The organism is Streptomyces sp. SirexAA-E, assembly GCF_000177195.2.
Taxonomy (GTDB): domain Bacteria; phylum Actinomycetota; class Actinomycetes; order Streptomycetales; family Streptomycetaceae; genus Streptomyces; species Streptomyces flavovirens.
Genome location: NC_015953.1, coordinates 6,217,723 through 6,230,094, shown reverse-complemented (window position 1 = coordinate 6,230,094; position 12,372 = coordinate 6,217,723). Strand labels below are relative to the sequence as shown.

Genomic DNA, 12,372 nt, shown 5'->3' with positions numbered 1-12,372 from the left:
TGCGGCCCGCCCGGGGCGACGAGCCTCACTTGCAACTCTCGTCACTTAGTGACAATGTCACTAAGTGACAGGGCGGCGTTCGGCTCCGCGCAGGGCCGACGTCGGCGTGCGAGTGCCGTCCTCCCGTGTCAGCCCGCACCCGAACTCAGGAGCACTTCATGAGGAAGCGATCAGCCGCCACCGCTACAGCACTGATCACGGCCTGCGCTGTGACCGGCGCCCTCACGGGGGCAGCCGTCGCCACGCCGGGCCGGACGACTGACGGCGACCGCGCAGGAAAGACAGCTGTTGCCACTGCCACCCATTCGGTCACCCACGAGAAGAACGATCGGGTGCCGGAAGGGGCGCGGTGGACCCAACACTACTTCCCCTCCTCGGACGACTCCGGCACCGAGCTGCACGCCGATGTGCTGCTTCCGGAGGGCCTCCCCGAGGGCGCGAAGGTCCCCGTGATCATGTCGGCCGGCGCGTACTTCGGCCACTCCGGGGAGATGGAGGTCGAGGAGGAGCATGCCGGCCCCTCGGGACGCTTCCAGGACCTCCTCGAGGGGACCGACCTGTTCGACAAGGGTTACGCCTTCGTCATGGTGGACACCCGCGGCTTCGGCGGCTCCACCGGATGCCTCGACCTCGGCGGCGCCGGAGACCAGGCCGACGTCAAGGCCGCAATCGACTGGAGCTCGAAACAGCCCTGGTCCACAGGAGCGGTAGGAATGTACGGAAAATCCTTCGACGCCTACACCGGCCTCCTCGGCAACAACGCGAAACACGACGCGCTGAAAGCAGTCGTCGCCCAGGAGCCCATCTGGGATTTGTATCAGCAACTGCACTCCAACGGCGTGCCCCGCCCGAACAGCGTCCAAATGCCCACCAGCTACAACCGCATCGCCGGCCTGGCCCAGTTGCCGGACGAGGACAAGCGGTACCGCACCAACGCCGCGTACGAGACGAAGCACCCCGAGTGCCTGGCCCTCAACTCCTACGGCCCCTCCATCGGTGACCCGGATGACCAGTATTGGAAAGACCGCAGCCCGGCCAGGCACGCCAAAAACACCGACACTCCGCTCCTGTTCACCCAGGGCACCGCCGAGACCAACACTCTCCCCGTGGGGATGGAGGAGTTCCTCGACAACCACCGCGGTCCCCAACGTGCCTGGATCGGCCCCTGGGACCACGTACGCGGCAACGAACGCACATCGGACGGCAAGTTCGCGATGGGACGCGCGACTTGGTTCAAGGAGACGTTGTCCTTCTACGACGAACACCTCAAGGGCATCGCCCCGAAGGTCCGCTTTCCGAACTTCGTCGTCCAGGACAACCTCGGCGACTGGCGCGCGGAGAAGTCCTGGCCCACACCGAACCTCTCCGCGAACCTCCACCTCGGCAACGGCTCGTACGTGGACAGCGGAGCGGGCTCACAGCCGGCACCCCCTGAAGGCGAAGTCGGTCGTGCCGCCGGAAGCTTCTTCGTCTGGTCCGGACCTCTTGAAACGGCCACCCGGGTAACGGGCACGCCCCGGGTCAGCATGACGGCAAGGGGAGAGGGCAACGTAATGGTCAAGCTGTACGACGTGGACGCCGACGGCAACGCTGTGGCATTCGACGAGCGGGTCTCCCGGCTGGACCAGGACCAGCTGGACATCGAGCTGAAGTCGACGGACTGGACCCTCCGGGCCGGTCATCGCCTCGCCGTGGAGATTGGCTCGGTACGATCCGGCGATTGGCTCGACACCCCATCCAAGCACAAGATCCGGATCAACGACACCCGTCTCCAACTGCCCCTTGGCGACCCGGCCGAAGACACGGCCACCGGTGGCGACCAGGCACCGTGGATCGACATCTTCACGCAGATCAACTCAGCGCAGCTGAAGCCCGGCCCCGCCACGTTCACGGTGCCCAACGCCAGCACGCAACGCTGAGGAACGCCACGTCGCTGGGCATCCCGTCACGCGCGGTCGACGGCAAGTCGCTGAGAGGGTCGGCCCGACTGTCCGCCGGCCGCAAGCATCTGCTCTCCGCGGTCACCCACCACAGGGCCCTGACCCTCGCACAGGCGGAGGTCGGAGCGAAGACGAACGAGACCGCGCACTTCCGGCCCCTGCTCGAACCACTGGACCTGGACGGATCTTTGATCACCTTTGACGCCCTGCATTCGGTTAAGGCGAACGTCACCTGGCTGGTCGAGACGAAGAAAGCCACTACATCGCCATGATCAAGCGGAACCAGCCGACCACCTACCGGCAGCTCGCCGCCCTGCCCTGGCCAGACAGCGCCGTTCAGCACACCGCCTCCTCCGCCGGACACGGCCGCCGGGAGTCCCGCTCCATCAAGACCTGCGGCATCGCCGACGAACTCGGCGGGATCGCCTTCCCCCACGGCCGCCTCGCCCTCCGCGTCCACAGACGCCGCAAACAGACCGGTGGGTGCGAGAGCCGCGAGACGGTCTATGCCGTCACCAGTCTCGACGCCCACGAGACCACTCCGGCCGAACTCGCCGCCGCCGTCCGCGGCCACTGGACCGTCGAGGCCCTGCGCCATGTGAGAGACGTGACCTACGCCGAGGAGGCCTCCACCCTCCACACCGGCACCGCACCTCGCGCCATGGCCACCTTCCGTAACCTCGCTGTCGGTCTGCTCAAAACCCTCGGAGCCATCAACATCGCCAAGACCACCCGGGCAATCCGCGACCAGCCCGAACGAGCCCTCCCACTCCTGGGCATCACCAACAACCCGGACACTCAGGGAACCTGATCAAGCCCTGACTCCTCATCCGTCATGTCCGAGGGGTAACGACGAGGCCGCTCACCATGTCCCGTACACGTGGGCGAGAGAGTCACACGACGGTGCATCCGGGCTGGACTCCACCAACACCAGCACGTAAGACTGAGGCACAGGGCCTCCTGACGCTCGAATGGACTTCAACACCCATGAGCTGTTCAGGAGGCCCTGCTGTCATTCCTCTACCACGAGCCGACCACCCGACCGGGCACCCAAGTTCGACCCGCAATCGAATCTCTCGGTACGACAACGGCTTCTCAGCCGACCCGCACCGTTCTGCCACCTGAACTGCGATGAAGCACCCCTGCCGGGACAAAACGCTCTTTGCGGTTGCGGACCTTGCCCCCGGTTCGTCCCGGCCGGAGGCGCACCTCGTTGGTCTGGCGGGTCGGGATGTGCTGTCGGTGGGACGCGTGTGCTGAGGACAGGTCAAACGGGCCCGTGTGCCCTGCTGTCCGGGTGTCATGCGTGTTGCTCAACTCACACCTGACGCCCTGTCTTGTGCTTTGAACATCTATGCATGGCATCAGCCTGAGGAATCGCCAGCGGCGTGAATGGTTTGCCTCGGGTATGCAGGAAAAACGCCTTCTGAATCCATGGTGTCACGGAGCGTCAAGGTGTTGGCTTACTGTAGCGACGGCCCCGGAACACGCCGTTCCGGTGGGGGTTATGGCGATGATGCGAAGGCGCACCGGCTGGTGCGCCTTCATTCGCGTGAATTGCCTGGTGCTCGTGCCGGGTGCCGGGGACACGCTTTCGCACAGGGGGGTTTGCACGTGAGACGTGCGCGTATGACTGTGGCGGCGACGGTCGCGGGGGCAACGTTGTCGCTGCTGGGCACCGGGGTGGCATCGGCGGCGACCGGGCCGGGGGCGACGCCGCAGCAGCAGGCGGCGAACGCCGCGGTGGGGGCGGCGGGTACGGAGGCCGGCAACCCGCTCAGTGCGGTGGCGACGGCGGCGGGGGTGTGTGCGGACGCCGCCCAGATCGGCACGACGGAGTACATCTACCGGGGCACGGAGACGATCGCCTCGGTCAAGCAGTTCTACTCGCCCAGCTGTGACAAGAACTACGGCTATGTGTGGGCGTGGAAGTCCTTCCTGGACCAGAACATCAACTTCAACCTGACCGTCGGCGTGTGGGCCTACGAGCGCAACTCCCTGGTCGGCCAGCGAACGGTCTTCAACACCCACGCGCAGGAGTTCTGGAGCAACGCGGCCGACACGGCCGACGAGTGCACCTCGGCCGACGGAACGATCAACATCCCGGCCGATCCCCATCCGCTCAGCACCCGTACCTCCAAGCGCTGCTGACGGCCCCCTCACCGGGCTGTTCACACACCACTTCCCGCCAGGGACAGGGCGGGGCGGCATCCGTGCAGGGATGCCGCCCCAACAGGTCCTGCTCCTTCGCCATCTCACGCATCGGAGAGACCTTCGTGAATCCTCGCATGCCCGCAATGCGGCGCCACAGACACCGGCTTCCGCTGTCCGTCCTGGCCGTGGCCACCGCGACGGCCACCATGACCGCCGCCCTCCCCGCCAGCGCCCAGCCCCTTACGGCTCCGGGTCCTGCTGCGGCGCCGGCCACCGCGGCGAAGCCGAAACCCTCCCCGCTGGGGGTGACGAAGGCACCGGCCAGCACCCCGCTGAAGACGGCGGAGACCACCGGGCAGCCGCTGGCGAAGTCCACTGCGGCCGACCCAGGTTTTTACGCTCTCGGTGTCGGCCAGGTCCCCTGGTCGGAGTTCTTCTCCGCCCAGCTCTCCGACGGTGTCAGCGCCCAGGTCAACTACGGTAACGGCAACCTGCTCCTGACCGTCGAGGGTTTCGACATCGCCGACGCAGGCCCCGGTCTGTCCTACGGCAACACCTTCAACAGCCTCAACAGCATCGGCTGGAACGCCACCACCGGAGCGGACTACCGCGTCACGGAACCGACTCCCGACGGCGTCTCTGTCCAGGGCCCCTCGGGCACCGCCGCGGTCTTCGCCCGCGACGGCTCGGGCTTCACCCCGGCCAAGGGCTACAAGCAGGACCTGAGCGAAGCCTCGGACAAGAAATCCTTCACCCTCACCAGCCGCCGTACCGGGGAGAAGACCACCTTCACCCGCCCGGGCACCACCGGGCCCGCGAGGGTCTCCAAGGTGGAGGACAAGAACGGCAACGCCACCACGATCAGCTACTCGGGGAACTTCACATCGAAGATCACTTCGGCGTCCGGACGCACCCTGGTGTTCACCAACGACGGCCAGCACATCACCGAGGTCTCCGACAACACCGGCCGCTCGATCGGCTACACCTACACCGGTGACCTGATCAAAACGTTCACCGACACCGACGGCAAGAGCACCACCTTCGACTACGACTCCTCCAACCGCCTGACCAAGGTGACGACCGCGGAGGGGCGGCAGACCAGGTTCACCTGGAACAGCACCAAGGTCGCCTCCCTGAACCGCGTGGTGAACAACGCCACCGGAGCAGGCAACACCACCGTGTTCAACTGGGCGCTGGGCCCGGACAACACCAGCAGCGAGGGCTTCGTCCAGATCACCGATCCGCGAGGGAACAACACCCTCAAAACGGTCGACGGCTACTGGCGCACCAAGAAGACCGAGGACCCCCTCGGCCACAAACGCTCCAAGTCCTGGGGCCCGGACAACGACATCGCCACCGCCACCGACGCGATGGGCACCGCCCCCGACGACGGCAACGTCACCAGCTACACCTACGACGAGGCCTTCAACCCGAAATCCGTCGCCATCCCCACCGGGGCATCAGCGACGGCGACATGGGTGAAGAAGGGCAGCGGCTACTTCCCCGACACAGCCACCTCCGCCAGCGCGGAGAAGACCACCAACGCCTACGACACCTCGGGCAACCTGCTCACCTCCACCGACTCCACCTCCGGCGGCACCGCCGCGAAGTGGACCTACACCTACAACCCCAAGACGGGTGAGATGGACTGCGGCGGCCTGCCCGGCCAACGCTGCACCGCCACCGATCCGCGGGAGAAAAAGACCAGCTACACCTACGACGACAAGGGCAACCTGACCAAGGTCACCCCGCCCAGCCCGCTCAAGCCCATCACCTACACCTACGACGACCTCGGCCGCCAGGAAAGTATGACCGACGGCCGCGGTGTTACCACCACCTACACCTACGACAACCGCGACCGCATCAAGACCCAGAAGGCCGGCTCGGTCACCGCCGCCTTCACCTACGACGCCGACGGCAACCTCAAGACCCGCACCACTCCCGCCGGGACATCGACGTTCACCTACGACGAGCGGAACCGCGAACGCACCCGCGCCCTGCCCGGCACCCCGGCCACCTCGATCACTTACGACGCGACCGGCAACGTGGCCACTGCCACCGACTCCGCCGGCACCGTCACCTACGGCTACGACGACGCCAGCCAGCTCACCTCGGTCACCGAGCCAGGCGGCGCCAAGACCACCTACAGCTACAACAACAACGGCGAGCGCACCAAGACCACCTTCCCCGGCGGCACCACCCAGAACGTCACCCCCGACGACTCCGGCCGCCCCACGAAGATCGAGGTCAAGGCAGGCACGACGACGCTGTCGACGATCTCCTACGACTACGCCAACGCGGGCAAGGACACCGACAAGATCCGCAAGCGCACCGCTGACGGCGCCGCCACCGCCTACACCTACGACACCGCAGGCCGCCTGACCAAGGCGGTGGAGACAAAGAGCGGTGCCACCACCGCCGGCTGGGCCTACTGCTACGACAAGGCCGGCAACCGCACCGGCCGCTCCTCCGGCACCACCCTGCCCGCCACCTGTGACGCCGCCACCCAGAAGGCCACCTACAACGACGCCGGCCAGCTGACCGCCTTCAACGGCAACACCGCCTTCACCTATGACGGCGCCGGCAACGAAACCAGCGCCGCCAGCCCCACCGGCACCCGCACCAACGAAACCTGGACCCCCTTCACCCAGTTCAGCGCCTACACCCAGTCCGGCACCACGACGAACCAGACCTACGCCGGCACCGACACCACCCAACGCCTCAAGGCCGGTTCCACGACCTTCACCAACTCCGCCGTCGGCCTCAGCAACCAGAACGCCTCCGGCACCGCGACCGGTTTCGTCCGCGAACCCTCGGGCACGCTGGTGGCTATGAGGAGCGGGGGAAACAGCCAGTACTACCTCACCGACGCCCAGGGCTCGGTCATCGGCCTGGTCGACACCGCCAGCAAGCGCACCGCCACCTACACCTACGGCCCCTACGGCGAACCGCGCACCAACACCGGCACCAACCAGCCCTACCGCTACACCAGCACCTACCTCGACCCCTCAGGGCTGTACAAGATGGGCCACCGCTACTACGACCCCAACCTCGGCCGCTTCACCCAACCCGACCCCAGCGGCCAGGAAACCAACGCCTACCTCTACGCCGCAGGCGACCCCATCAACCAGACCGACCCCACCGGGCTGCTCAGCTTCGGTGACGTCACCGGCATCGGAGACTGGGCGAGTCTCACTTACGACACTTTGACAGGTAACACGGAGGGTGCGAACGCTACCAAAATGGGCATACTCGTCGGCATTGGAGTCGAAGGGCTGTGCATGGCCGGTGCCGCAGCCGGCGCCTTCGCCACTCTTGGTGTCTCGGTCGGCGCTGGCCTCACCGGGTGCTCCGTCGTAGCTGCCGGAGCCGCCGGGGCGACGACAGCCGCATACAGCTGATCCAGAAGCCGGGGGCGGGATATGGCTCCCGCCCCCTGGGAGGGCAGGAGTTATCAATGCGTATAGCCACAATAATAGGATCAGCGTCCATAGCGCTGATTTGCGGCGTCGCTTTGTTCTACCTCGGCTTGCAGGATGCCGGTGACGGAAGGACTCGGGCGGTGCTGCCGATCGCCTTCGGTGCCGTTCTGACGGTTGGCGGGCTTTACTTCCTGCGCAAGGGGCTCAAGCGATGACAATGTCACTGATTATGCCACCGTCCGCTGCTGGACTGCCGACCTGGGGGATCGCCCTAGTCTTCGGAGTTTTCATCGTGGCGGTTCTGCTCGTTTTGTCTCGTCGTCGGTAACAGTCCAAAATATCTATGCCCGACACCGCTAAGACTCGTCGTAATCTGCAGTGGACGAGCATTGCCACGGCGCCGTGCATCCTGGTACTCCTCTACCTCATCGTAGTGCAGAAGATCAACGAAGCATGGATTGGAATAGGATCCGCGACCAGCGCGAACGAGCCCTCCCACTCCTGGGCATCACCAACAACCCGGACACTCAGGGAACTTGATCAAGCCCTGATATACCGGTGGTTCCCCGGTTACCGAAACCGGGGAACCACCGAATAGTTATAGCTCCACCGCCACTACCTGACCGCCACTTCGAAGGGCCGCATCGCGACAGACGACAACTTGATCAGGCAAACCCACCTGGCCTCGGGGCCCATTACTCGTTCACGCCGCGGCGTAGCTCAGCCGGAACAGGTCCTGAGCACGCTCCAGTTCCCGTTCAGTGCGCAGCTGCACCTCCAGGTCGCCCGCGCCGTGGTGACCGAGCCCCGTCACGTCCCGCGTGAATCCGGGAGTGAGATCGACGCTTTTCGGGTCGGCCTTCCTGCCCAGGTGGGCGCGTTGCGGCGGAACTCGGCTTGGGTGCGGCCGAGCAGGTGGAACCATTCCTCCTCGGTCCAGCCCCAGAAGGTCCGTCCGCTCTGCGCGCACTGCGTCAGCAGCATCGCGACGACGAAACCAGCGAGGGCGAGGTTGCGCAGCCGCGCGATGCCGAGCATGGCGTGGTGGACGCCGTCGCCTTCGAGGCGGCAGTCGCGGAGGATCTTCCAGGTCTTCATGCGGGCGAAAACGTGCTCGACGACCTCGCCGCGCGCATGAAGCGCAAGGTGAAGAAGCGGTGGCAGCCGCAGATCCGGGCCGAGGCCAAGGCGAAAGCGGCATCCACGGGCGGCATCGTCATCGACACCCGCGCCCGCATGGGCTACATCGCCCCGGTCGGGATCGACGGACGAGGCCCGATTCACGGACATCGAGCACCTGGAGCTCGACCTGTGACCGCGTGCTGAGCGCGAGCGGGCCCCGGACCTGTTGTGGCTGAGCGCTGTAGTTGGCCAGTGAGCGCTGCATCTGGCCCCTTGAGCGCTTCAGCCGTCCGTGTCGGCTTCATGGTTGGCCCACGGTGAGAACACCTGGCAGGTCACAGGGGCGCTGCTCGCTGATCTGCCGGATGGGGCTCTTCATAGACTTGCGTCCATGAGCGACGCAGATGGACAAATGCGAGCTGAGCTGGCCGAGTTGGAGGCACTGGAAGCAGCAGAGGCGGCAGGGGATTCGTTGGTGGCCCCCGAGAGCACTACTGCGCCGCCCCCCGGAGGCTGGTTGCCCTGCCCCTGCTGTGGACACCAGATGTTCGGCGAGATGGGGTCGTACGACATCTGCTCCGTCTGCTTCTGGGAAGAAGACCTGGCCCAGCTGCGGTGGCCATGGAGCTTCGGCGCCAACGCGGTGTGCCTGGTGGACGCACAACGCAACTACCAGCGTTTCGGTGCGATGGAAGAACGCTTCCTCAGACACGTGCGACCTCCGGCACAGGATGAGCCGCTGGATCCGGAATGGCGCCCGATCGACCCGTCGCGGGACTCCTTTGAAACGCCCAGCAGTAGTGGAGCATGGCCTGAGGACCTGAGCGCTCTGTACTGGTGGCGTCCGACATTCTGGCGGCGGGACGAGCAACCGACGGCTCCCCCGGCCCCGATACAGGAATGAACGCTCAACTGGCCCACCGAAAGGCTCATTCACATGGGTTCGGACCCGGCCCGCGTTGCTGCTCCTGGCTTCGCCGAGCTGGTGGGACAGAGAGTGTGAGACACCGCTCGGACGTGTGCAGGCAAACCTTCGGCACGAAGGGCCCCGTCGCAGGCAAACCGCGCCTGTGGTTCGCGGCGACCGCAACACACCGTCCTGGAGCGACCGCCAGGAGGTGCCAAGTACCTCGCGGCTGGGTGCCTTCCTCGCCCTGCGGAACGTTGCCGCTCACGCGGATGCGGTGACCTGGGCCGAACAGAAGGCGCTGGAGCCGCTGGCGACCCTGAGTGTCCTGGCTCGCTGGATCGAGCGGTGCATCGTGGAGCGCGGCCTGGGCCGTCTCTTTCGGATCTTGCATGATGACCGGCATGAACACGGAAGCATGTGACCCAGCCGAGTTGGCTGCCCTCCGCGAGATCTTCGCGTCCCGTTCCGAGGCACTGCCGCCCATCGGCTCGGATGCGGTGCGGTCCTTCGAGGCGGAGCACGGCATTCTGCTTCCGGAGCCGTACCGCACGTTTGTGGCGGAGGTCTGCGACGGTCTGCGCGCGGGGCCGCCCTACTACGGTCTGCTGCCCCTCACGCAAACGCCCGACGACTGGGACTCAGGCGGCCCCGAGCGCCTACTCGCCGAACCTTTCCCTCTCACGGCGGCATGGCTGTGGGAGGCGGAGGGCGACGAGGCGGCTCTGTCTGAGCAGGAGTTCGAAGACCGGACAGCCCCCGTGTACGACCACGGCTCACTGCTGTTGGGCACCGATGGCTGCGGCATGTACTGGCATTTGATCGTCACCGGACCGCAGCGCGGTCATGTCTGGCTGATCGACGAGAACTGCGCGATACCCTTCGGCACCCGGCCGGGCACCTGCCTGATGCCGGGCACGCCCGGTTTCTCGGGCTGGGTGACCCGTTGGGCCCAGGGCCGCTCCTGGTTCGCGGATGCCTAGCCAAGGCCGTCCCATCCGAATCGGCGGGCCGACCGGAGGAAGATGCCCACGACATGGACACCGGCCAGGTAGGCGGTAAGCGTCTTCTCGCAGCGGGTGGCGATCTCTCGCCACTGCTTGAGGCGGTTGCTGCACCGCTCGGCGGTGTTGCGCTGCTTGTGACGCCTACGGTCGACGACGGGAAGGCGTCCGCCTCGACTGCCTCGTCGCAGCCGGTGCGAGTTCTGATCCGCCCGGGACGGGGCGACCGCTCGGGTACGACGGCTCCGCAGGTGCTCTCGAATTGTGCGGGACGAGCAGGCCTTGTCCGCCGGGATCACGTCGGGCCGGGTGCGCGGCCTGCCTCAACGGCGGGGAACGCGCAAGCGCGCCATCGCTTGGGTGAAAGCCGGAGCCTCGCTGGCCTGTCCGCCGGTCAGGCCGAACGCCAACCGGCGGCAGCGGCCGTCGGCCGCGAGGTGGATCTTTGCGCTCAGTCCTCCGCGGGACCGGCCGATGGCGTGGTCAGCCGGCTCGCCTGCCGGGTCCCCCTTTTTGCGGGCCCCGGCAGCGTGCCGGTGCACACGGAAGATCGTGGAGTCCACCGACCCGCGCTGATGGTCCAGGCCGACGAGGAGGGGGCTCGGCCGGCCGTCGACGGCCCACCTCCGGAGCCGGTTGTAGACGCCTCTCCAGTTGCCGTACTTCTCCGGCAGGTGGACCCACCGCGTTCCGGTCCGAAACGTGAAGGCACTGGCGGGATCGCCTACCGCTGATCCCGCCAGCGGCCACCCCGCTTCGGCGTCCGGTCCGGAAGCGACGGCTCAATCCGCGCCCACTGCGCGTCAGTCAACGACACAACCGGACCGGTGATCAGATGAAGCGAACGAATCGGCTCAACGGGAGACCTCGGCCGCGCACCAGGTCGTGGTGCTGTCGAGATGGCTCTGTCGCCGATGGCCTATCGGGCTTGCGCGGTGGTGCGCAGTTGTTCGGCCAGTAGGTCCAGTTCGGCGGCCGTCGCAGGAGAGGTGTCACTGAGTCCGCTGCGGGTGGCGGTCCGGCTGCGCAGGAAGCGCCGCAGCAGGGCCACGAGCAGTCCTTGCGGCAGCGTCTGCAGTGCGCCGAACGTGCGCGGTACCGGCGGTGTCGGCATGGCGGCAAGGTTCTGGCGCATGAGGTGGAGCATTCCGCGGACAGCGTCGGGATCCTCGGCCAGAGCTGCCGGGCCGCCTGCCGTGTACGCGGCCCGTCCGAGCGGTTCCGAGAATGCGGCGTGGGTCTTGAGCCAGGCGTCCATCCGCGGCTCGATCCTGGCGTTGACATCGGCAGCGCGGAAGGTGCGGACGATCCGTTCCAACCGTGGGGTGGTGCGCCCGTCGGGTTCGCCGATCGGCATGGGGACTCGGCTGGTCACGAAGTTGCTCGCACGGTAGCGGACCACGTCGCCGTCCGTGGTGCCGCCGACGGGAGGGAAGCCGAGCAGCACGCGCCCACGGCCGATGGCTTCTTCCAGCGGCTGTGCGCCGGCCGCCCAGTTGTGGAGGAACAGCACGTCGCCCTCGAAGTCGGCCAGTGACTTCAGCGCCGCGTCCACCTGATGGGTGCGGACGGTGACGGCGGCCAGGTCGTATCCGCCCGCGGGGTGCTCGACCACCGGGACACGTACCCGTCGCACGGCGGGGCTGTCCTCCTCGGCGAGTTGCACACCGTGCCGGCGCAGGGACGCCAGTCGTCGTCCCCTGGCGAGGAGCGAGACGTCGAGCCCGGCCTCGTGCAGGTGAGCTGCGAGCAGGCTGCCACATATCCCGGCGCCGTAGACGAGCAGTTTCATGCGATCACATCCGTACGAGTCAAACGTTCGT

General features: G+C 66.7%; 8 protein-coding genes and 3 pseudogenes. 8 read left to right on the top strand and 3 right to left on the bottom strand.

Going from position 1 to position 12,372, the window contains the following annotated elements; all coding sequences use genetic code 11:
• The first annotated feature begins 158 nt into the window (after nucleotides 1-158).
• The 4 genes from SACTE_RS27425 to SACTE_RS27405 all read left to right on the top strand — a co-directional run bounded on the left by SACTE_RS27425 (nucleotide 159) and on the right by SACTE_RS27405 (nucleotide 7,495).
• Entirely contained in the window at nucleotides 159-1,919 is a 1,761-nt protein-coding gene (locus SACTE_RS27425; protein ID WP_014049272.1) for a CocE/NonD family hydrolase, read from the top strand.
• Nucleotides 1,920-2,208: 289 nt separating this feature from the next.
• Nucleotides 2,209-2,751: a transposase gene (locus SACTE_RS27415; RefSeq protein WP_019993076.1), complete on the top strand. Its 543-nt coding sequence runs from the start codon at nucleotides 2,209-2,211 to the stop codon at nucleotides 2,749-2,751.
• Nucleotides 2,752-3,569: 818 nt separating this feature from the next.
• Nucleotides 3,570-4,091, top strand: a complete 522-nt coding sequence (locus SACTE_RS34415) for a hypothetical protein (protein WP_014049271.1) — start codon at nucleotides 3,570-3,572, stop codon at nucleotides 4,089-4,091.
• Nucleotides 4,092-4,237: 146 nt separating this feature from the next.
• Nucleotides 4,238-7,495, top strand: a complete 3,258-nt coding sequence (locus SACTE_RS27405) for an RHS repeat-associated core domain-containing protein (RefSeq protein ID WP_019993078.1) — start codon at nucleotides 4,238-4,240, stop codon at nucleotides 7,493-7,495.
• A gap of 724 nt (nucleotides 7,496-8,219) precedes the next feature.
• Here the strand turns inward: SACTE_RS27405 and SACTE_RS33495 are convergent.
• Both SACTE_RS33495 and SACTE_RS34100 read right to left on the bottom strand, forming a co-directional pair.
• Nucleotides 8,220-8,405 (bottom strand): annotated as a pseudogene (locus SACTE_RS33495) (transporter); the annotation flags it as partial.
• A 107-nt stretch (nucleotides 8,406-8,512) separates the two neighbouring features.
• A pseudogene (locus SACTE_RS34100) lies at nucleotides 8,513-8,635 on the bottom strand (IS5/IS1182 family transposase); the annotation flags it as partial.
• Here SACTE_RS34100 and SACTE_RS35235 point away from each other — a divergent pair.
• From SACTE_RS35235 to SACTE_RS27390, 4 genes and pseudogenes are all read left to right on the top strand, one after another.
• Nucleotides 8,636-8,828: pseudogene (locus SACTE_RS35235) on the top strand (XRE family transcriptional regulator); the annotation flags it as partial.
• A 201-nt stretch (nucleotides 8,829-9,029) separates the two neighbouring features.
• Entirely contained in the window at nucleotides 9,030-9,542 is a 513-nt protein-coding gene (locus SACTE_RS33485) for a CPCC family cysteine-rich protein (RefSeq protein ID WP_078492665.1), read from the top strand.
• Nucleotides 9,543-9,657: 115 nt separating this feature from the next.
• Nucleotides 9,658-9,969, top strand: a complete 312-nt coding sequence (locus SACTE_RS35230; protein ID WP_309251272.1) for a TIGR02391 family protein — start codon at nucleotides 9,658-9,660, stop codon at nucleotides 9,967-9,969.
• Entirely contained in the window at nucleotides 9,938-10,528 is a 591-nt protein-coding gene (locus SACTE_RS27390) for an SMI1/KNR4 family protein (protein ID WP_014049267.1), read from the top strand. Before SACTE_RS35230 ends, SACTE_RS27390 begins: the two co-directional genes overlap by 32 nt.
• Nucleotides 10,529-11,468: 940 nt before the next feature.
• Here SACTE_RS27390 and SACTE_RS27385 read toward each other — a convergent pair.
• The gene (locus SACTE_RS27385; RefSeq protein ID WP_014049266.1) at nucleotides 11,469-12,341 is read right to left on the bottom strand and encodes a 2-dehydropantoate 2-reductase N-terminal domain-containing protein; all 873 of its coding nucleotides are present in this window, start codon (nucleotides 12,339-12,341) and stop codon (nucleotides 11,469-11,471) included.
• Nucleotides 12,342-12,372: the final 31 nt, after the last annotated feature.